This window comes from Komagataeibacter medellinensis NBRC 3288 (genome assembly GCF_000182745.2).
Lineage (GTDB): Bacteria > Pseudomonadota > Alphaproteobacteria > Acetobacterales > Acetobacteraceae > Komagataeibacter > Komagataeibacter medellinensis.
Genome location: NC_016027.1, coordinates 1,760,257 through 1,778,807 on the forward strand (window position 1 = coordinate 1,760,257; position 18,551 = coordinate 1,778,807).

Below are 18,551 nucleotides of genomic sequence, written 5' to 3' on the forward strand. Positions count from 1 at the left end.
CACGGGAATCACACAGCCTGACCGGTTCGGAAATGGTCTGGTGGCTGGAGGAAATAGACAGGCAGACTGAAATGGAACGCGAAAATGGCTAGCGGCTTTACCATCACCATTTCCGCAGTCGATAAGGCCAGCCGGGTGATGAACGACATCACCAGGCGGGTCAACGGCATGAATGCCCCCATCCGCCGCTTCCGGGGGGCATTCGGTCGGTTCATGGATGCCAGTGGTGTGCGCCGCCTCGCGGGCGCATTCCGGGACTGGACGGCGGCAGGCCTCGGCACGGCAGCATCCCTGCTCAAGGTCATTGAGCCCATGGGCATCCTGACGGGTGCCGCATCGCTGACAGGCCTCTACAAGCTGACCACCGCCTGGGCGCAGTTCGGCACGCGCCTGGGTTTTGACGCCCAGCGCATAGGCATCCTGCCCCAGAAACTGCAGGCCCTGCAGGGGGCAGCAGAAGAAGCCGGTGCATCAGCCGGGTCCATGACGACCGGCCTGCGCTCCCTGCACGACAACATGGTCGATGCCATCGGCGGCCGGAACAATGAGGCCCTGCTCTATTTCCGCCAGCTCGGCATCCGCATAGGCAGCATGCGCGGCGGCGTCCGCGATGTGACGCAGGTACTCCCTGAACTGGCCGACAAGATTGCCCGGCTGCGCGACCCGACCCTGCAGGCCCGCGTTGCCACCCAGTTGCTGGGTTCTGCCGGTGAAGATCTGCTCCCTTACCTGCGCCGTGGCTCAAAAGGCATGCAGATGCTGGAGGCCGATGCCCGCAGGCTGGGCGTGACCAACCAGAAAGGCGTGCAGGCTGCATCCGATCTTCAACTGGCCCAGACCCGGCTGGGGCTGGCCACGCGCGGCCTCGCCTATTCCATTGCGGAAAAAGCAGGCCCGGGGCTGCAGTCCCTGCTCAACTGGTTTACCGACCTGATCGCCAAGAACCGCGAGGCCATTGCCGCCCGGATCGGGCAGGCAGTCGAGTCCTTCGCCAAATGGATCATGTCCGTGGACTGGAAGCAGATCGGCGATGACATTGCCGAGGTTGCCGATGATGCCCAGAGCGTGGCCAGAAGCCTGGGCGGCTGGAAAGAGACCGCGAAGGATGTCGGCAAGGTCATCATGGCCGTCCTGATCGGCCGGATGCTGCTGGGCCTCGGCATGACGCTGGGCAAGATCGTACAGGTCACTCTGGCCCTCAAGGCCATGCGCACGGCAACCATTGCTGCCGAGGCCGCATCAGCCGCCAGTGCGGCTGCGGCCGCCGCAGCAGGAGGCACTGAGGCGGCAGCGGCAACAGGCGCCGGATCTGTGGCGGAAGGCGCTGCAGTGGCAGGGGGAGCCGCCGCCGCTGCGGGCGGCGCTGCCAGAACGGGCATTGTGGCGCGCACAATGAACATGGGCCGCGCCGGTCTGCGCCTGGGCGGCCGTGCGTTGCCTCTCCTGGGCATGACCGCCCTGGCATATGATGTGTGGAATGAAGTCCTTACCGGTGGCGGCCACCTGGCCCGCAATGACACCATCGTAAGAACACCGCCCCTGAAAAAGGACGTGGCGGCAGAAGCCCGCATCGCCGCCGCGCGTCATGGTCTGGACCCTGACCGGTTTTCCAGCCTGCTCCAGACCGAAGGGGGTGGCTATCGCAACGTATCGCCAGCCGGCGCATTCGGACCGGCCCAGCTCATGCCGGGAACAGCGGGTGGACTGGGGCTTCCCAGGTCCATCAATGATCCGCACTACACCTGGCAGGGCAATCTGGATGGCGGTGCACGCTACTTCAAAAGCCTGCTCGACCTGTTTCACGGCAATTACGAAGCGGCGGAAGCGGCCTATAACGCCGGGCCGAACAAGGCAGGGGTAAAGCTGTTTGCCGCCACCGGCGACCCGTCACGCCTCCCCCGGGAAACGCAGGATTACGTCGCCTCCATTGACGCCCTGACCAGTTCCGCCAAACGCATGCATGCTGATGTCGCGCACGGTGATGGTGTGCCGGTCCCCGCAGATGATGATGCCGCTGGAGAAACGGCTGCCGCTCCGGTCGGTGCACCGCGTGGCCCGGTCTGGCAGGACCGGCCGGCCCAGGGCGCCGCTGCCCGCTCCGGTTCGGACAACGATAGTGCCAGATCTGAAACCGCATCCCGCTCCGGGGGGGGCACCTGGAACGATTTTGCCCGGCGCCTGACCGTTGATCTGCGCGTCCACAACGATGGCCATCCGCAGGCCCCGCGTGTCAGCATAAAGGGCGCACGCATGGCGGGCGGTGGCCCCGCGCCAAAAATCTCCACTGCCATGCCGTCGGAATCGATGTAAATGTCCGTAATCGACCTGTTCATCCCCGCCATATGGCGGGGTGTCCCGTTCCTGGTGCGTGAAGGTTCGCTATCCGGCGGACGACGCACTGCTGTCCATGAATATCCATACCGTGATGACCCATGGCCCGAGGATATGGGCCGCGCACCCCGCGTCATGACACTGGCCGGGCGCCTGGTGGGCGATGATGTGTACCTCCAGCGCGCCGCCCTGCTGGCTGCCTGTGAACTGGAAGGCCCGGGCCTTCTGATCCATCCTACCCTGGGCCCGGTGCAGTGCAGCCTGGTCGAGCCGGTCCAGTTCCGCGACCGGGGCGAAGCGCAGCGTGAGGTCCAGTTCGATCTGGTCCTGATGCAGGCCGGCTCGCGTCTCTATCCCAACCTGCTCATCAATACCCAGAATGCGATCCTTGTCGCGGTTGCGGCTGCCGTCCTGGCCGTGGCCGACGTTCTGGCCAGCCAGCTTGCCAGCATAAAATCCACCGCCAGTGCCGTAAGCCTGGGGGCGCAGAATGTCGCCAGCGCATGGGGGGCAGGCGCATCGGCGGCAGGCCGCGATCCCGCCGCCATCGCGAACGAAACCTCGGGCCTGACCAGCTATAACGGGCGCTATGCCGGCGGCATGCTGGCCGCGCCCGCACCTGCCAACGCCACTGTGGCCAGCCAGCGCGCTGCCGTCATCACGTCCCGCACCGCGATCGATGCGGCCGTGGCAGCCCTGTCCACAGCCGCACTGTCCGCCGTATCCGATCCTGCCGCCTGCGCCACGGCCGCGCGGGCCGTGGTCGTGGCCATCCGGGCCGCCACCATCAGCCCGGCCGACCAGATCCGCGTGCTGTCTACGCTGGCCGGCTACCAGCCATCCGTCATGGCCACCACGGCCCCCATCGGGGCGGATGTCGCCACCGCACAGACCGCCATGGGCAACGCCCTGCGCCGCTCCGCCATCATCGGCCTGGCCGAAGCGGTCGAGGCGGCCCAGCCGGACAGTGCCGAACAGGCGCAGGCCATGCTGGTCAGCATCATCACCGTGCTCGATGCCGAGATCATCACGGCAGCCGACAGTGCGGACAGCGAAAGCTATGCCGCGCTCCGCGCGCTCCGCACCACCGTGGTGCAGGATCTGAGCGAGCGCGGCGCCCAGCTCGCTCACATCGAGACATTCACGTTCAACGCCTCCATGCCCGCCATCACGCTGGCATGGCGTCTCTACAAAGACCCGACCCGCACCCGCGACCTGGTCGCCCGCGCGGACTGTCCCCATCCCCTGTTCATGCCCCTGCAGTTCGAGGCCCTGGACCAATGAACCTGATCAACGCCCTGGCAGGCGGCGACCTGCCGGACATCAACACCGAAGTCACGCTGACCGTGGGCAACACGAAATGGTCCGGCTGGCAGGAAATCCGTGTCACGCGCGGGGCCGAACGCTGCCCGTCCGATTACGATATCGGTCTGACCGAGAAATATCTCGACACCAGCCAGCTCGACATCATGCCCGGGGAGCCCTGCACGCTTTCCATCGGCGATGTAAAGGTGATCGACGGATACGTGGATATTTACGAAATCGGTGTCGGCACAGGCCATCAGGTCCGTATCGGCGGCCGCTCGCGCTGCTCCGATCTGGTCGATACGCATGCCGTCGTGCCGCGCGGCCAGCTGGGCAGCTGTGATCTGGTCCAGCTGGCCAAGCAGCTCTGCACGCCCTACGGGATCGATGTGGTGACAAAGAACATCACGCTGCCATCGACCACCAGCGACCGCATCATCCAGATCTTCAATGTAACACTCGGGCAGACCCCCTATCAGCTGATCGAGGAATGCGCCCGGTATATGGCGGTCATGGTTTACGATGATGCGGACGGCAACCTTGTTCTGTCATCTGTCGGCACAGACACCCACGCCAGCGGTTTTGCCGAGGGTGTGAACGTACTGGAATGCAGCGTCACCTACCGCATGGATGAGCGCTTCAGTACCTACCTGCCCGTCCTGTTCAGCGTGCAGAACTTCAACGATTTCGACAATGCCAACGCCGGCAACCAGTTTACCCCGCTCAAAGATCCCGGCGTGCCACGCTACCGACCCTATTTCGTGGTCAGTGAACAGAGCTACAACGGCCAGTTCCTGGCTGAACTGCGGGCCAAGTGGGAACTACAGCGCCGGCGTGGCCGCTCGCAGGCCGTGCGCCTGGTCTGCGATTCCTGGCATGACAGGGCTGGCGTACTCTGGACCCCGAACACCCTTGTGCCCGTTCACCTGCCGGCCCTTAAACTGCCCGGCAAGACATGGCTGATTACCGATGTGACGTTCTCCAAGAGTGCCGAGCAGGGCACCACGGCGGAACTGACCCTGATGCCGCCCGAGGCCATGACAGTCGAGCCCGCCGTGCAGACCCCGTTTGACTGGCAGGTGCAGAATGATTTGGCCAGCACTGCCGGGCAGGAACAGGCATAATGAGGCACCTGCTTTCCCGCCTGTTCGGTATTGGCCGCACAACGACTGCGCCGAACGATAGCGGCCCCGTCCAGACCGTGCAGATCAGCCTCAATGAATATGAAACGCTGGATGGCAAGCCGGTCATCATCGCCTACGGCCTGATCAGCTGCCCGCCTGTCGGGTCTGATGTCATGCTCACATGTACTGGCGGCAAACGCACGGACAGCGTGATCACCGGCCACAACCACCAGAAATACCGCCATACCGGCGCGCAGCCGGGTGAGGCCGGCATCGCGAATCCGGTTGTCGGCACCGTCATTCTCGCAAAGGCGAATGGGGATGTTTACATCAAGCCCGCATCCGGCAAGGTCATTGTGGATGGCGGCACAGTCACGGCAAAAGATTTCATCACCGCCGGCGGCGTCAAGCTGTCCGATCACACCCATAGCGGGGTCCAGCAGGGCAGCTCCAGCACACAAGGGCCACAGGGATGACCGATATCCGCCTGGTCTATGACAACACGAAAATGCACTGCGACTGGGTCATCACCAATGGTGATCTGGACACGGACGCGGATCTGGAAACCGCCGTCCTGTTCAGCCTGTTTACCGATGCCCCTGCCCCCAGCGGCACGGTCACGCCCGACGGATCGAACGACCTGCGTGGCTGCTGGATCGACGGGCTGGAAAGTTTCCAGATGGGCTCCCTGCTCTGGACGATCGAGGGTGCGAAGAAACAGGGCAACAGCCTGCTGACCCACGCCCGCACCATATGCGAACAGGCCCTGCAATGGCTGGTCGATGACGGGATCGTGGGCAGTATTACCGTGCAGACATCGTGGCTGAACGCCACATCCTTGAATATCGGCATCCGTCTGACAAAGCCCGATGGCACCGACACATCCTTCCAGTATGCGTGGGCATGGAAGGACACCGCCCGGAATGCCCTATCAACAGCCAACCCTTTCTGACCTGAAATCCCAGGCCCTGAACGATATTGTCTCAAGCAATATCACGAAGGGCCTGTCCCTCCTGCCGCGTTCCGTACTGCGCACCCTGGCATGGTGTTTTTCCAACCTGACCTGGGGCAATTACGACTATCTGGCCTACTGCTACCGGCAGGCGGTCCCTTTTACCGCCACGGATGAAAATCTGGACGGCTGGGGGGCGATGCGCGACATCCTGCGCAAGGATGCCACCACGGCCAGCGGCCAGGTCCAGTTCACCGGCTGCACGCCGGACGTCCCGCTCCCGTCCGGCACCGTCATCATGCGTGCCGATGGGGTGGATTATGCCACCACCGCTGATGCCACGGCCGATGCCTCGGGCACGCTGACGGTGCCCGTTACCTGTCAGTCCACGGGCGCTACCGGAAATTGTGATGCCGGCGTGGCTTTCAGCCTGCTCACATCTGTCTCCGGCATCCCGGCACAGGGCAGCACGCCTGCCGGCATGACCGGTAGCGCCGATCAGGAGACCGACAGCGAATACCGCACCCGGGTGCTCACGGCCTACGCATCCCGCGCGGGTGGCGGCCGCCAGTCCGACTATGTGGAATGGGCGGAAGATGTGGCTGGCGTCACCCGCGCCTGGTGCAACCCGCTCGCCTTCGGCCCCGGCACCGTCACGGTCTATGTGATGCTGGATGATGCGCAGGAGGAAAATGGCGGATACCCGCAGGGAACAGACGGGTGTGCAACAAACGAAACCCGATACACTGTTGCCACTGGCGACCAGCTAGCCGTTGCCAATGCCATCTGGACCGAACAGCCGGTTACTGCACTGGTGGCCGTATGCGCGCCCAAACCGTTCCCCGTGGATGTCATCGTAGCGAACCTTTCCCCCAACACCGCAACCCAGATCGCAGCCATGAAAACCGCTCTGTCTGACCTGTATTTCAGGTCTGGCACCCCTCTGGGCATGACACTGGAACAGAGTGATATCGAAAGTGCCCTGATTTCCACTGGCGCATCGTTCACCATCGCCTCGCCCTCTGGTCCTGTATCCATACCGGTCGGCTCCCTGCCATCCGTCGGCAATCTGGTAGCAACATCCTGATGGGCATTCCCGGCTACTCCGCTGACCGGACACTGGCAGCCTTCAAGCGCACCCTCCCGCGGGGCCGTGCGTGGCCGCGCGGAACCGATACGGTCATGCATGCCGCGCTTGCAGGCTTCATGCCCACGGCCGCACGCTTCATCAACGCCGCCCGTTCCATAGTGCCTGATGTCTTTCCGGCTACGGCCACCAGCGTGCTGGATGAATGGGAAGCAACCCTTGGGCTGCCCGATCCCTGCGCGGGTAACAGTCCCACCATCCAGCAGCGTCGCAACCAGGTAGTGGCCCGTCTGGCTGATACCGGCGGCGCGTCCGTCGGCTACTTCGTCCAGTTTGCCAAAAACCTCGGATACGACATCACCATCACCCAGTTTTCCCCTGCACAGGCGGACTTCCTGTGTGCGGATGACCCGGTTTACGACCCGTTCTGGGCCTATGTCTGGCGCGTGAACGCGGCCAGCACCACCGTCACCTATTTCTCCGCTGATCAGTCCTACGCTGATGATGCACTCGCCGTCTGGGGCAATGCCGTCCTCGAGTGTGAAATTACGGCGCGTGTCCCTGCCCACACCTCTGTCCTGTTTGCATACGGATAATCAATCATGGTCTATCGTATAGACGACACCACAGCAGTTGCGACATTACCAGCAAACCCCACAGACAATATTGGAAATCCGGGTTTTTTTACTGGAGGCTCCACTGGGGGGCAGTCCGCGACACGCGTACGCTACTGGTGGCTCAATATGGTCCAGGAGGAATTATTCGCCATCCCTGCTGCCGTCGGCATGGCGCCCGACAAGAGCAATAACGGGCAGGTTCTGGCAGCAATCAAACAGCTGATTTCCACTGCGCTGTCTGATGGCGGCGTCCTGCAGCTGGTGAACGATGCCACGACTGGCATTGCCTCGCTGGGCTTCAACACCCAGCAGAAAATCGTGGCGGCAACAGATACCGCAGGCACCGTATATTTCCTGCCCCAGACATACACGGACAGCCAGACCGACTATATCCAGCAACTGGGGTACGTGCCCGGCGGCGGGAACGCGGCAGGTTACCTGTCTGTTGTGACGGCCAAGGGCACCTATCAGGGGGCGATGCAGCCGTGGGTCACCGCCAACTTTGTCGCCGGGCTGGCCAATGACGTGACCGTGGCCATGCAATCCATGGGCTTCAACACCCAGCAGGACATCGTGGCATGCACCGATTCCGCAGGTGTGGTCAGGTTCCTGCCCCAGACCTACACGGACAGCCAGACCGCCTACATCGAGCGGCTCGGGTATGTCGCCAAGGACAGTTCGGGCCTCTCCTATCTCTCGATCGAGACGGCAGAAGGCAATTACCTGGGCGCCACCCGCGACTGGACAGCCGCTTCCTATGTCGCGCAACTGTCCAATGCCTATACCACGCCGGTTGTAAGCATCGGGTTCAACACCCAGCAGAACATCGTGGCATGCACCGATTCCGCAGGTGTGGTCAGGTTCCTGCCCCAGACCTACACGGACAGCCAGACCGCCTACATCGAGCGGCTCGGGTATGTCGCCAAGGACAGTTCGGGCCTCTCCTATCTCTCGATCGAGACGGCAGAAGGCAATTACCTGGGCGCCACACGCGACTGGGCAGCCGCCACCTATGTCGCGCAACTGTCCAATGCCAATACCACGCCGGTTGTAAGCATCGGGTTCAACACTGACCAGAACATCGTGGCGTGCACGGATTCCAAGGGTGTCGCACGCTTCCTGCCCCAGACCTACACGGACAGTCAGACAGCCTACATCCAGCGGCTTGGATATGTCGCCGACGATGGAAGCGGCGCGGATTACCTCTCTATCGAGACAGCATCGGGCAATTACCTGGGGGCAACGCGAAGCTGGACGACCGCGCAGGTCGATGCCGTCTCTCCCGGTCGTCTCCTGAATGTCCAGAAATTCGCCACGCCCGGATCGGCAACCTACACCCCGACGGCAGGCACCAAAACCATCGAGGTGTTGGTCCAGGGCGGTGGTGCCGCTGGTGGTTCGTGCGCAGCAACGGCCAGCAATGAGATTGCAATGGGGGCTGCCGGCGGTGCCGGTGCCTTCGCGTTTGCCCGCTACGCGATATCCAGCCTGGATGTCTCGTCTGGCGTTCCCATTACCGTTGGCGGCTATGGCACGGCATCCGCAGGCAATGCTGGCGGAAACGGGGGCGCATCATCGTTTGGCAGTTACTGCACGGCTCCGGGCGGGATTGGCGGCTTCTATGGCACCGCAAATGTGTCGGCCTCCAATATCTTTTCGGGTTCTTCGGGCAGGTCGGCTACGCCCAGCGGCAGCGGCATACTGGTTTCCGAGATTGGTGAGAGCGGCGGTCCCTGCATTGCAACGGGCGTCGTTACCGGGAACGCCATTGGCGTCATGGCGGGCGGCCGCTCCCGTTTCGGGTCCGGTGGCCCCCCGATGAGCGGCGGTTCGGGTTCCCCCGGCAGCGCGCAGAACTTCGGTGCAGGCGGATCGGGGGCGTGCTGCGGGCCGAATAACACCACGGGCGTCGTGGCCGGGAACGGCGGCGGCGGCCTCATCCTGATCAGGGAGTATGCGTAATGGCCACATCCACATATGCATGGGTGCACAATGGCGTCGTGGGGCAGATCATTACCACCGATGCAACCCTGTCATCGCTCTACGCCCCGGATTTCGTGGCGGCCTGCGTGGACGTCACGGCCGTTTCGCCTGTACCGCAGGAACGCTGGACCGCAACGCAGGCGGCCAGCGGGGCATGGACCTTTGCCGCACCGGTTGCTGCTGTCGTGCCGCTGAAAACACAGGCGCAGGATGCATTGACATCTGCTGCGTCCGCCACATGGCAGGCCTATGGCATGTATGGGGAATCAACACCTGCAGATATCGTGGCTTACCTGAAAGCCCTGCAGGCAATCGCCAATGGCTCTGATGTAACCAGCACAATGTTGCCTGTGGCGCCTGCCGATCTTAATGGGACATCGCAGACATCATGACCGCGTCTTGGGTCGCCAGTCGGGCACGCACAATCCTTTTTCCGGTTCCGGGTGACTCTGCCCTGCGCGGTATCTCCGTTCGACCGTTTCCACGGGCATGGCCGCCCAAGGTTGCCGGAGATGCACTGGACTACAGTGTCGATTACACACCATGGCTGGCAGACTGTAACGACACGATCAGCACAATCGCGGTCAAGGATGTATCCGCTGCTCCTGCCACGGGCCTGTCGATCGACTGGGCGGTCTTCGTCAACGGTATCGTCACCCTTGGCCTGTCTGGCGGCCAGCCTGGGCCACGTTACGAGATCCTCATTACTGTGACCACGGCACAGAAACGCACCATTACCGGGCGTTTCACGCTGTCTGTTTCCGCCTCGGACGACATGCCGGCCGCCAGCGCATGCACACCGCCTGACATCACGTTTACGGCCGGAACAATTACCATAAACGGCACCGCGAACGCGTAGCCTTTAATAACGGTGCACCCGGCATTTCGCTGTGTACGGGTGCACCGACCATATGCAACCTCTGTGCTCGTAATCTGATCGTGCACAAGGGACTGCCCTATGGAACTCTCGCCTCCTGAACCGCCGGGGCAGGAACAGCAGATCAGTCTTCTTTCGCTGGACCGAAGGATGACTGTGATGGAAACGAAATTCGACCTGGACCGCGAAAGCCGGACCCGGTTCGAGCATGGCGTCGCCGCCCAGCTGGCGACCATGAACGGCAATATCGTCTCGCTCCGCGATGAAAACACCCTGAAGAAGGGTACAATCCGGGGAATTGTCCTGGTCCTGTCGTTTGCTGGGTCCAGTGCGGGCGCCGGCGTCATCATGCTGCTCAAGCATCTGGCTGCAGGTGCATCATGATCATGTCGGTATGCACTGGTCTCGATATCAGCCAGCTCAAGCATGAAATCATCGCACCTACGCTACAGGCCATCGCGTTGGATGGTCCGGCCGCCGTAAACCTCGTGACCGGCATCGCCCTGGCGGAAAGCCGGGCGGCCTACCTGCGCCAGTTCAATGGCCCGGCGCTGGGCCTGTGGCAGATGGAGCCGGCCACGCATGATGACTGCTGGACCAATTTTCTCAACAGCACGGCGCAGTCCGTGCTGCGCGGCCGTATCGAGGGTCTGCTGTCCCCCGAACCGCGTTTGACCCAGCTGGTATCCAATCTGCGCTACGCCTGTGCGATGGCGCGCGTGCGTCTGTTCCGCGCCCCGGCCCCGCTGCCTGTTGCTACCGATGCGGCAGCGCTCTCCGCCTACCACAAGCAATTCTACAACTCGGTCCTGGGCGCCGCGAACGCCGGGTCCAACCGCGTCCTGTTCCAGGCCGCGATCGATGCAACGTGAAAGGTCGCACCATGAACCCCAAATCGGCATCCGCATGGGTGCGGCAGCCCACTACCCTGTTCTTCCTCGTCATCGTGATCGGGACCGCCGTCGCCACCTGGTGCAATATCATCCCACAGGGGGCGGCCGTCATCATGCTGGGTGCATCCCTGCCGCTCCTGCTCAATGACACCACATCCGACACGGCGGCCAATCCCGCCCTGGTCGCGGTCGTGAATGCGCTAGCCACCCACCATGAAGTCGGATCGGCCGCCATGCAGGTCATCCGCGCCACGGCACCGCACCTGCTGACCGATGGCACGCTGGCCATCACAAGACCGCCGGCGCCCGCACCATCATCCCGGCCGACCGGTTTATCTGCCATCGCCTGCCTCATTGCCACCGGACTGCTTCTGACCGCCTGCGGCTCAACCACGCAGGTCAAGCTGCGCCAGTCGGTCAATGATCTGGAAAGCGCTTATGACGTGCTGGCCGAGCCCATGCCCGACGTGATGGCCGGCAAGGTGCCCGGCATCACCCTGACGGACGCGGACAAGGCCCTGATCAAGAAAGCCAGCCAGACCGTCGATAACGAAATCGCCACGCTCCAGACCGCGATAGACGGCGGCAAATCCCTGACAGAGACCGCCGTATCCGGGCTGGAGACGGATTTCGCCAGCTTCCAGACCTGCTGGACCGGCGTGCAGGCCGGTACGGTCCCCACGTCCTGCACCGACCTGGTGCCTGCCACCACAACAACGACCACAGGGAACTGACCCATGGACGCAGCAGAAATCAGCGCCATCCTCGGCGCTGCCACCACCCTTGTCGGACTGGCCGAAAAATATGGCCCGCAGGTTGTCGATGACGTGAAGGAAGCCGTCACGGCGACCCTAAGCAAATCCGGTCCCACCACGGCCGCCATGGATGCCCTGGCCGCCAAGTGCAAGGCGGCCAACGCTGCCATCCAGGCATCATGAAGGGCGTGGCAATCTTCGCCAGCGGAATGGCGGCGGGAGCCGCCATTTCGTTTGGCACCCTCATGTGGCGGTTCGTCAGCGATTGTTGGGCGCGCCCCGATGCATGACCTTCTGGTCTTCTCCGGCGGTGCGATCATCGGCCAGATCCTGGCGATCACCGCTGGCCTCTACCGCAAGGCCCGGCGCGCGCGCGTCATCGATGACCGCCTCGGCCCTCCTGCTCCCTGACCACATAATTCCCCATATCCCGGTGCCCTGATGAAACCATCCGACCTGCACGTTATCTGTGTCTATTCCAACAACCGCCGCTGGAAGTCGCGGGAGCGGCTGCTCTACCGCTTCATCTCTCATATGCTGGACAGCGGCGTCAGCCTGACCATTGTGGAGCATACGATCGGTGAGCGCGACTTCGCGCTGCAGTCCGATGATCCCGCCTTCCGCCATACCCAGCTGTTCCAGGTGCGCGGCACCGACCGGCAGGAGAACTGGCTCAAGGAAGGCCTGATCCGCTATGGCCGGCAGCGCCTGCCGGATTCCGCCCGCTACATTGCCCAGATCGATGCCGACGTTGCTTTCCAGCGCCCCGACTGGGCCAGCGCTACGCTGGACATGCTCCAGATCCACCGTGTGGGGCAGCCCTGGTCCTACTCGGTCGATCTGGGGCCAGACGAAAACCCGGTCATGGATGAGAACGGCCGCCTGATGGACCGCTCATTCTGCGCCGCCTGGGCTGCCGGCGACATCCGCGTCACCCCGAACGATTACGGCATGGGGCAGCCCACCGCATCGTGGATGCTCAAGGAAGAACGCCGCGACTGGCGCCAGCATTATGGCTACGCCTGGGCATTCCGTGCCGATGTATATGACGCCATCGGCGGCCTGCCTGACTGGCTGGTGACCGGGTCGGCCGACTACATCAGCGCCATGGCCTTTGCCGGTCTGCTCAACACGTCCGACACCTACACATCCTCCAGCTGCACGCGGCGCCTGCAGCAGTTCGCGGCCCTGTGCGATGAGCATGTGAAACAGGACATCGGCGTGGTGCCCGGCATGCTCTCGCACGGCTTCCATGGCCCCAAGCGCAAGCGGTTCTACCTGGACCGCAAGGATATCCTGCGCGAATCCGGCTTCGATCCCGATCTCGACATCGCATACGACCGCCACGGGCTGCCCTGCCTGGCGCGTGACAACCGTATCCTGCGCGACGGCCTGCGGCGCCTGTCGGTCATGCGTGACGAAGACGCCAACACCATCTGAAAGGAGCCGATCAATGGCCCACAATTACGCAGCCGACAGCACATTCCAGGATGTCATGGCCCGTCTGGCAGGAACGGATGCGCCGTTCTCCGCCGTCTGGCCTACGCTCAAGGGCGCGATCCTTTCCGGCCGCGCCCTGACAGCCGCCGAATACCGCCCGCTCAACGCCCTGATCAGCGAGGCACACGCTACCCGCATCGCCCGCAATGAGGCCCTGAATTCCCCTCACATGCACAGCACCGTGGGCGAGGTAGCCAATTCGGTCGGGGCAACAGATGAGCCTGCACAGACAAGCCCCACTGACATTCCCGCGTCTCATATCGAAAAAGTGAACGAGGAAATCACAAAGGCTGCAGAAGCACCGGAATCGGAAAAAACAACGGATAAGACGATAGAAAAAGAAGCCGAGGCCCCAGATACAAAGGCAGAAGCAGACGATAAAAAAAGCGGGTAAGTAAGCGGGTAAGGCACCGGTAAAACTGTGTAGAAAACTGGCCATATCAAGGCGATATGGCTAGTTTCTATTAGAAACTCCCTCCACCAGTTTTCTTAAAAATATCAATAAAATCAGTTGGTTATCATGACCCTGATTTTTGTACCCATCTTGGTACCTACCTTACGCACGCTGTAAGCCTATCCCTCCTCGGAGCTAGGCTTCACCTCGTAACTTACCGAATTCCTCATACGACCGGACCAGTTTAGCGGTTGCCCAGGCGGAGCCTGAGCGCCTGCTGCAAGATCATGGACCGCCTTGAGGAAGTCATCCCTAGTATAGTCGCCCTTTGGGAAACGGTCCTTCAGAAGATTCGTCAGAGGGGCATTTGCAGGAGATGTGGTTGCGTCGATCTGGTCCACGATCTGACTGGCCATAATAGCGCCGGTGCCCGCCAGTGCGCGATCAACATCAAAATCTGTCTGATTCAGGGCGCTTCCGAGCGCCTTACCCCATCCGTCTTGGTGCTGAGCAATAGTTGGGCGCATGAACGGACGCGGTGGAGCAGTTGCAGTGCCAAACTCATCCCATGCCGCGACTTGGGCCACTGGCGTATGTTTCTCATCATCATACGTCGCGCCCTCCAGATAACCCACACGCACATGCGTCCCGTCTTTCACCTTCTGCGACAGATTTGCCAGCGCCGCTTTCAGCTTCCCGCCTCCAGAAATCTTAACATTCCTAGCCATTACCGCCCCTTTTTCAGCCTAGCGCCTGGAGCGGGAGTATCTGGATTCATAGCAAGCATCTGAGCAAACTGCGCCCACTCCGTGGACTCGACCGGATGCATGGGCACCTTCACCAAATCGCCATGCTTGTGAAAGCGGTCAGCCAGTTCACCGAAAAGACCATGCAGCTTGCCGACCGGCACACCCCGCCGCTTCAGGATCTGGACCTCGCTCACGGCACGCATAAGCACAGCTTCCGCTTGCCTGACATCTTCAAGCATGGCGGCAAACTCTGGGCTTTCAGCCGTGATGCGATTGGCTTCCTGCGTGGCCTTCACCTTCAGCGTATCAAGCAACGTCTGGTATTCTTCCGAACGTGCCCGGACCTCAGCGCAATATCCTTCAGCCCGATCCAGATCGGCCTTTGCAGCCATGACACGTTCTTCCTGCGCCGTCAGATCGGACGGTCCAGCTACATCACGCCCCAGCGCCACATCAACCAGTCGAGACGCATCCATATGACGCGCCTGTTCCAGTTCCTCTGTCGCCTTCTGGAGCGCCTGTTCGGCTGTCATGCGCTTGCCTGACAGTTCCCATCGCAGGTCCGAAACCTTCACCAGATCGCTTTCAACCTTGCCAATCTGAGCTACCAGATCCTTCAGGCGATCACGGCTGACCACGGGCGCGCCCATCAGCCCAGAACCTTGATGCGCGAGAGTGGCGCGAGAACCCCGGACAGCCTTTCCGGCCCGCTGCGCCAGCCTGCGCCCGACATGCGGCGACCATCCATTGCCCTCGTGTCATCCTGCTGTTCGCCAGTCAGGGCTTCGTCAAGCTTGGCAAGCCACGCCTCGTTAAAATCATTCGCGTTGACGCCGCCCGGGTTTTTTAGAAACGTCATGCGTTCGGAGATCAGGTTTTCAAGAGAGTCAGCCATTTTCTTCATATCCATAGTGGGGAGAGAATCGCCGATCACCGCATCAGGAACGCGCGGAGCTTCGACAAGAGCCAGGTGATTGAAATGAATGGAGGTCATGATGCCGTCATAGCGTTCGCCATTGTGCGAACCGGCGGCCTTGACGGCGCGGTAGCGATACCCTGCTGACACGGAGCGCATGCGCCCCGACTGGATGGCCTCAATGGCCTCGGGCGCCCAGAAGCTCAAGGAACCGGCCAGATTAGGATTCTCAAAACGCACATCGGACCCGACCGCACCCACAACCTTCTGATGGGGATGGGTCTGTGCCGTAATGGCCGTATGATCCATGAGGATCGGTTTGCCATTGAGAGAGGGTGCCGCAGTCCGCAGGGCATCTGCATCCCTGTAAAGCCGGTACAGGCGATCCCGCGTAAAGCCGAGACTTTCACCGTCCGGGATTTCCCACCCGTAATACTGGCTCACTATGGCCGAGGATAACGTGCACTTATCCACGAACAGGTGCCCATCCTTGTCCACGCGCCGGACAGACCGGTCATAAGCCAGGGGAAGCCGCCTGCCATGCAGCGGTGAATGGAGGCTTACCATGCGAGGTCTCTATTCCAGAAAGGTTGTGGGGTGATCGCTGCGTTGTCAGAAGCACTGAAAATAACGACCCGCTTCGGAGCCGCGACGATGGCCCCGGCGACAGCATTCACAAGGTCATCGTGCTGGCCCCGTGCATGATCGACGGAATCCTTTCCGCTACGCGCTGTGCGCCGCTCCAGACCGCAGAACTGACGTTCGATCTGCTTCAGGTCCAGCAGTTCCACCTTGCCAGAATTGAGCTTCGGCAGAACCTCAATGTAGAGGGCAGAGCGGTCTTTCTCGCTGACCTTGTAGGTAACGCCATATTCCCGGAACCGCTCACGCGGCCACTCCCCGGCGTAGCGGTCGCCCGTTACTTCATGCAGGCCGTACGCCTTGATGGTATCCGCCATCTCCCGTGTGGCGGCATCAGGGGAAAAGGGAGCCTTGATTTCACGGACGCAATCAAGGACCGTCACCTCATCTTCATCATGGCAGATCGCAAGCGTGAAGCTGTCCGACGATCCACCTGATGGATCACAGAAGGCGCGGTATTTATTGCCCCGCATGAAAGGCAGTTCATACCGGCCGCCTATCGTGCACGCCTGGATGACTTCGGACGAGACGAAGGACGCAATATCGCTCCTGAAATCAGCCCCATATTCCGCCGCGGCGGAAGCCGGATCTTCCTCGTAAGCCTGATCAACTTCCGCCTGATCCAGTGACGGGTTCATTTCCAGCGTGGAGGCTTTCCAGACAAGGGTATGTGCACCGTTCTGGCCATAGTCCTGTCGGAAGGCTTTCCACAATGCCCCACGTCGCGCGTAAGGGCTGGAAGCCATCAGCAGCATGGAACCGGGGATCGAGAGCAGGCCAGGGCGCAGGGCCCGCAGGATTTCCTCATCAGGGTTGGCGCTGGTATCATCACGCCAAAAGGCGATCTCATCCGCCAGCACAGCGGCATAGCTGTAGCCACGGGTGGCGCGGAAGCTGGCCGTGCCAATCTCGATCACGACCCGGCGGGAGGCCATTTCTATGATTTCGTCAGTCTCGCGCGTTACCTCCGATTCCATCGCCGGGACAGAGGCCAGCAGACCGCGCACATAGCGGAAGATGGTCCGGGCCTGCTTACGATCGGCTGCGATGATCCCAACGGTTGCAACCTCACCGGCAGACAGGTAGGGCCGATAATCCTTCAGCGTTGCCAGACAGGTTCCCAGCAGCGCCAGAATGCGGCTCTTGCCCGCACGTCGCCCACAGATCAGGGCAGCCCGCCGGAACGGCTCGGCAGGCAGGTCATTACGACCGGTGGCTGCCCAGCATATCTCCTGCTGTCTTTCCGTCATGGCTGCGCCTGTAAGCGCGGCCAGGAAGGCACGCCATGCGTCCCATGTCTCCCCCTCGAACTCCCGCCCGAACAGGGCAGGATCGTCCATAGCCTCCAGCACGTTCATGATGCTGCCCTACGGCTGGCAAGCAGCTCATCGAGAGAAGGTGGACGGTTCCGCTCAGAAGTGTCACGGACACCAAGCTGAGCAATCGCGCGGGTAAGAGTATTCGACCAGGCAAGATACTGCCGTGCATCACGCTCAGATGGAACATCCCCCAACATCTTACGATCCATCATACCCAGATGCAGTGTCATCCATGCCGCACGTTCAATGAGGGCCTTCTGGGTGATGGTCGGCCTGCCGCCGATATGCGCTGTCAGTTCCGCACGCACTTTCCGCAGCAGACGCGCTTCCTTGCTGCGACCGTCGAGTTTCCGCAGGCTATCTGAACTGGAATAGGGCTTAATCTTACGCATGCCCTATTCATATCAGGCACATAACGCATAAAACAAGTAATTATTGGTAGGTTTTGCCTTGTATACTCAATCTATACTGTGAACACACAAACGTACAGAAACATAGGGAAACATGTATAAACAGTATATCAGCCCGTATTTTTTTCCGATTTTTCTCCCTCCAGAGCCCGATATACGGACATGCGGGATACCCCAAGCTGCCGGGCGATCTCACTGGGGGCGATACCTTGGGCCTTCATGTCCTGTATCTGGCCCTTATCGATAGATGGTCGCCGCCCCTTGTATTTGCCGTCCGCCTTGGCCTTGGCAATCCCTTCACGCTGGCGCTCCAGCATCAGGGAACGCTCGAACTCGGCAACCGCACCCAGCATGGTCAGCATCAGCTTGCCGGTCGGGGTGGTCGTGTCCAGAACCTGCCCGGACATGGACAGGATGACCAGACCAGCCTTGCAGGCTTCCACACGCTCGATCAGGGCTAACAGGTCAGCTGTGGAACGGGCCAGACGGTCGGGTTTGCAGACCACCAGCACGTCACCTTCGCGCAAATGGCTGATGGCCGTCTCCAGTTCTGGGCGGCTTATCTGGGTGGCGCTAATCTGTTCCGCGAAAATCCGGTCGCACCGCTGCGCCTCAAGATCTCGCACCTGCGCCTCAAGTCCAGCATCCTGATCGACTGTGCTGGTCCGTGCGTAACCGATCTTCATGGCTCACCTGT

At 61.6% G+C, this 18,551-nt stretch carries 23 protein-coding genes; 16 read left to right on the top strand and 7 right to left on the bottom strand.

Translation table 11 applies throughout. The annotated features are described in order from the left end of the window. Positions 1 to 84: 84 nt before the first annotated feature. The 14 genes from GLX_RS16530 (at position 85) to GLX_RS08215 (ending at position 12,107) form a co-directional block, all read left to right on the top strand. Positions 85 to 2,310, top strand: coding sequence for a lytic transglycosylase domain-containing protein (locus GLX_RS16530; RefSeq protein ID WP_014105511.1), 2,226 nt, complete (start codon positions 85 to 87; stop codon positions 2,308 to 2,310). Then, positions 2,311 to 3,615, top strand: a complete 1,305-nt coding sequence (locus tag GLX_RS08155) for a DNA circularization protein (RefSeq protein ID WP_014105512.1) — start codon at positions 2,311 to 2,313, stop codon at positions 3,613 to 3,615. It begins immediately after the preceding gene. Next, positions 3,612 to 4,760 carry a phage baseplate assembly protein gene (locus GLX_RS08160; RefSeq protein WP_014105513.1) on the top strand — a complete coding sequence of 383 codons (1,149 nt, stop codon included), beginning with the start codon at positions 3,612 to 3,614 and terminating at the stop codon, positions 4,758 to 4,760. The genes GLX_RS08155 and GLX_RS08160 overlap by 4 nt, the downstream gene beginning before the upstream one ends. Beyond that, a complete protein-coding gene (locus GLX_RS16535; RefSeq protein WP_014105514.1) occupies positions 4,760 to 5,236 on the top strand; it encodes a phage baseplate assembly protein in 477 nt (158 codons plus the stop codon). Before GLX_RS08160 ends, GLX_RS16535 begins: the two co-directional genes overlap by 1 nt. Further along, the gene (locus tag GLX_RS08170) at positions 5,233 to 5,712 is read left to right on the top strand and encodes a phage GP46 family protein (protein WP_014105515.1); all 480 of its coding nucleotides are present in this window, start codon (positions 5,233 to 5,235) and stop codon (positions 5,710 to 5,712) included. The genes GLX_RS16535 and GLX_RS08170 overlap by 4 nt, the downstream gene beginning before the upstream one ends. Continuing rightward, positions 5,684 to 6,799, top strand: a complete 1,116-nt coding sequence (locus GLX_RS08175; RefSeq protein ID WP_014105516.1) for a baseplate J/gp47 family protein — start codon at positions 5,684 to 5,686, stop codon at positions 6,797 to 6,799. The genes GLX_RS08170 and GLX_RS08175 overlap by 29 nt, the downstream gene beginning before the upstream one ends. Further along, a complete protein-coding gene (locus GLX_RS08180) occupies positions 6,799 to 7,395 on the top strand; it encodes a YmfQ family protein (protein WP_014105517.1) in 597 nt (198 codons plus the stop codon). Before GLX_RS08175 ends, GLX_RS08180 begins: the two co-directional genes overlap by 1 nt. Positions 7,396 to 7,542: 147 nt before the next feature. Then, positions 7,543 to 9,378, top strand: coding sequence for a glycine-rich domain-containing protein (locus tag GLX_RS16540; RefSeq protein ID WP_050856103.1), 1,836 nt, complete (start codon positions 7,543 to 7,545; stop codon positions 9,376 to 9,378). Next, positions 9,378 to 9,791, top strand: a complete 414-nt coding sequence (locus GLX_RS16545) for a hypothetical protein (RefSeq protein ID WP_014105519.1) — start codon at positions 9,378 to 9,380, stop codon at positions 9,789 to 9,791. Before GLX_RS16540 ends, GLX_RS16545 begins: the two co-directional genes overlap by 1 nt. Beyond that, complete coding sequence (locus tag GLX_RS08195) at positions 9,788 to 10,258, top strand: phage fiber-tail adaptor protein (RefSeq protein ID WP_014105520.1); 471 nt, start codon at positions 9,788 to 9,790, stop codon at positions 10,256 to 10,258. The genes GLX_RS16545 and GLX_RS08195 overlap by 4 nt, the downstream gene beginning before the upstream one ends. A 99-nt stretch (positions 10,259 to 10,357) precedes the next feature. Beyond that, positions 10,358 to 10,660: a hypothetical protein gene (locus GLX_RS08200; RefSeq protein WP_014105521.1), complete on the top strand. Its 303-nt coding sequence runs from the start codon at positions 10,358 to 10,360 to the stop codon at positions 10,658 to 10,660. 2 nt (positions 10,661 to 10,662) lie between these two features. Beyond that, positions 10,663 to 11,148 (top strand): hypothetical protein, encoded by a 486-nt coding sequence (locus tag GLX_RS08205; protein WP_041247283.1) that lies wholly within the window; start codon positions 10,663 to 10,665, stop codon positions 11,146 to 11,148. 11 nt (positions 11,149 to 11,159) lie between these two features. Further along, the gene (locus GLX_RS18970; RefSeq protein WP_014105523.1) at positions 11,160 to 11,903 is read left to right on the top strand and encodes a hypothetical protein; all 744 of its coding nucleotides are present in this window, start codon (positions 11,160 to 11,162) and stop codon (positions 11,901 to 11,903) included. A gap of 3 nt (positions 11,904 to 11,906) precedes the next feature. Beyond that, positions 11,907 to 12,107, top strand: a complete 201-nt coding sequence (locus tag GLX_RS08215) for a hypothetical protein (RefSeq protein WP_014105524.1) — start codon at positions 11,907 to 11,909, stop codon at positions 12,105 to 12,107. A 75-nt stretch (positions 12,108 to 12,182) separates the two neighbouring features. On the opposite strand, the gene GLX_RS18440 is transcribed toward GLX_RS08215, so the two are convergent. Beyond that, positions 12,183 to 12,341: a hypothetical protein gene (locus tag GLX_RS18440; RefSeq protein ID WP_158309226.1), complete on the bottom strand. Its 159-nt coding sequence runs from the start codon at positions 12,339 to 12,341 to the stop codon at positions 12,183 to 12,185. 24 nt (positions 12,342 to 12,365) lie between these two features. Between GLX_RS18440 and GLX_RS08220 the strand changes: the two genes are divergently transcribed. Beyond that, positions 12,366 to 13,364 (top strand): hypothetical protein, encoded by a 999-nt coding sequence (locus tag GLX_RS08220; RefSeq protein ID WP_014105526.1) that lies wholly within the window; start codon positions 12,366 to 12,368, stop codon positions 13,362 to 13,364. A gap of 13 nt (positions 13,365 to 13,377) precedes the next feature. Then, the gene (locus tag GLX_RS18725; protein WP_014105527.1) at positions 13,378 to 13,818 is read left to right on the top strand and encodes a hypothetical protein; all 441 of its coding nucleotides are present in this window, start codon (positions 13,378 to 13,380) and stop codon (positions 13,816 to 13,818) included. A gap of 179 nt (positions 13,819 to 13,997) precedes the next feature. Here the strand turns inward: GLX_RS18725 and GLX_RS16550 are convergent, their stop codons facing one another. The 6 genes from GLX_RS16550 to GLX_RS08255 form a co-directional block, all read right to left on the bottom strand. Next, entirely contained in the window at positions 13,998 to 14,546 is a 549-nt protein-coding gene (locus GLX_RS16550; RefSeq protein ID WP_014105528.1) for an HK97-gp10 family putative phage morphogenesis protein, read from the bottom strand. Then, entirely contained in the window at positions 14,546 to 15,217 is a 672-nt protein-coding gene (locus GLX_RS08235) for an ATP synthase subunit B family protein (protein ID WP_014105529.1), read from the bottom strand. Before GLX_RS08235 ends, GLX_RS16550 begins: the two co-directional genes overlap by 1 nt. Further along, positions 15,217 to 16,050 carry a DUF2213 domain-containing protein gene (locus GLX_RS08240; protein WP_014105530.1) on the bottom strand — a complete coding sequence of 278 codons (834 nt, stop codon included), beginning with the start codon at positions 16,048 to 16,050 and terminating at the stop codon, positions 15,217 to 15,219. The genes GLX_RS08235 and GLX_RS08240 overlap by 1 nt, the downstream gene beginning before the upstream one ends. Beyond that, positions 16,044 to 17,465: a hypothetical protein gene (locus GLX_RS08245; RefSeq protein ID WP_148268658.1), complete on the bottom strand. Its 1,422-nt coding sequence runs from the start codon at positions 17,463 to 17,465 to the stop codon at positions 16,044 to 16,046. The genes GLX_RS08240 and GLX_RS08245 overlap by 7 nt, the downstream gene beginning before the upstream one ends. A gap of 14 nt (positions 17,466 to 17,479) precedes the next feature. Next, positions 17,480 to 17,836, bottom strand: coding sequence for a hypothetical protein (locus tag GLX_RS08250; RefSeq protein WP_014105532.1), 357 nt, complete (start codon positions 17,834 to 17,836; stop codon positions 17,480 to 17,482). A 128-nt stretch (positions 17,837 to 17,964) separates the two neighbouring features. Continuing rightward, positions 17,965 to 18,540: a recombinase family protein gene (locus GLX_RS08255; RefSeq protein WP_014105533.1), complete on the bottom strand. Its 576-nt coding sequence runs from the start codon at positions 18,538 to 18,540 to the stop codon at positions 17,965 to 17,967. Positions 18,541 to 18,551 lie beyond the last annotated feature (11 nt).

What these genes read in the sequence shown, in the direction of transcription:
- GLX_RS16530 (WP_014105511.1), top strand. Translation starts at nt 85, where the DNA reads ATGGCTAGCGGCTTTACCATCACCATTTCCGCAGTCGATAAGGCCAGC.
- GLX_RS08155 (WP_014105512.1), top strand. Translation starts at nt 2,311, where the DNA reads ATGTCCGTAATCGACCTGTTCATCCCCGCCATATGGCGGGGTGTCCCG.
- GLX_RS08160 (WP_014105513.1), top strand. Translation starts at nt 3,612, where the DNA reads ATGAACCTGATCAACGCCCTGGCAGGCGGCGACCTGCCGGACATCAAC.
- GLX_RS16535 (WP_014105514.1), top strand. Translation starts at nt 4,760, where the DNA reads ATGAGGCACCTGCTTTCCCGCCTGTTCGGTATTGGCCGCACAACGACT.
- GLX_RS08170 (WP_014105515.1), top strand. Translation starts at nt 5,233, where the DNA reads ATGACCGATATCCGCCTGGTCTATGACAACACGAAAATGCACTGCGAC.
- GLX_RS08175 (WP_014105516.1), top strand. Translation starts at nt 5,684, where the DNA reads ATGCCCTATCAACAGCCAACCCTTTCTGACCTGAAATCCCAGGCCCTG.
- GLX_RS08180 (WP_014105517.1), top strand. Translation starts at nt 6,799, where the DNA reads ATGGGCATTCCCGGCTACTCCGCTGACCGGACACTGGCAGCCTTCAAG.
- GLX_RS16540 (WP_050856103.1), top strand. Translation starts at nt 7,543, where the DNA reads ATGGTCCAGGAGGAATTATTCGCCATCCCTGCTGCCGTCGGCATGGCG.
- GLX_RS16545 (WP_014105519.1), top strand. Translation starts at nt 9,378, where the DNA reads ATGGCCACATCCACATATGCATGGGTGCACAATGGCGTCGTGGGGCAG.
- GLX_RS08195 (WP_014105520.1), top strand. Translation starts at nt 9,788, where the DNA reads ATGACCGCGTCTTGGGTCGCCAGTCGGGCACGCACAATCCTTTTTCCG.
- GLX_RS08200 (WP_014105521.1), top strand. Translation starts at nt 10,358, where the DNA reads ATGGAACTCTCGCCTCCTGAACCGCCGGGGCAGGAACAGCAGATCAGT.
- GLX_RS08205 (WP_041247283.1), top strand. Translation starts at nt 10,663, where the DNA reads ATGTCGGTATGCACTGGTCTCGATATCAGCCAGCTCAAGCATGAAATC.
- GLX_RS18970 (WP_014105523.1), top strand. Translation starts at nt 11,160, where the DNA reads ATGAACCCCAAATCGGCATCCGCATGGGTGCGGCAGCCCACTACCCTG.
- GLX_RS08215 (WP_014105524.1), top strand. Translation starts at nt 11,907, where the DNA reads ATGGACGCAGCAGAAATCAGCGCCATCCTCGGCGCTGCCACCACCCTT.
- GLX_RS18440 (WP_158309226.1), bottom strand. Translation starts at nt 12,341, where the DNA reads ATGTGGTCAGGGAGCAGGAGGGCCGAGGCGGTCATCGATGACGCGCGC.
- GLX_RS08220 (WP_014105526.1), top strand. Translation starts at nt 12,366, where the DNA reads ATGAAACCATCCGACCTGCACGTTATCTGTGTCTATTCCAACAACCGC.
- GLX_RS18725 (WP_014105527.1), top strand. Translation starts at nt 13,378, where the DNA reads ATGGCCCACAATTACGCAGCCGACAGCACATTCCAGGATGTCATGGCC.
- GLX_RS16550 (WP_014105528.1), bottom strand. Translation starts at nt 14,546, where the DNA reads ATGGCTAGGAATGTTAAGATTTCTGGAGGCGGGAAGCTGAAAGCGGCG.
- GLX_RS08235 (WP_014105529.1), bottom strand. Translation starts at nt 15,217, where the DNA reads ATGGGCGCGCCCGTGGTCAGCCGTGATCGCCTGAAGGATCTGGTAGCT.
- GLX_RS08240 (WP_014105530.1), bottom strand. Translation starts at nt 16,050, where the DNA reads ATGGTAAGCCTCCATTCACCGCTGCATGGCAGGCGGCTTCCCCTGGCT.
- GLX_RS08245 (WP_148268658.1), bottom strand. Translation starts at nt 17,465, where the DNA reads ATGGACGATCCTGCCCTGTTCGGGCGGGAGTTCGAGGGGGAGACATGG.
- GLX_RS08250 (WP_014105532.1), bottom strand. Translation starts at nt 17,836, where the DNA reads ATGCGTAAGATTAAGCCCTATTCCAGTTCAGATAGCCTGCGGAAACTC.
- GLX_RS08255 (WP_014105533.1), bottom strand. Translation starts at nt 18,540, where the DNA reads ATGAAGATCGGTTACGCACGGACCAGCACAGTCGATCAGGATGCTGGA.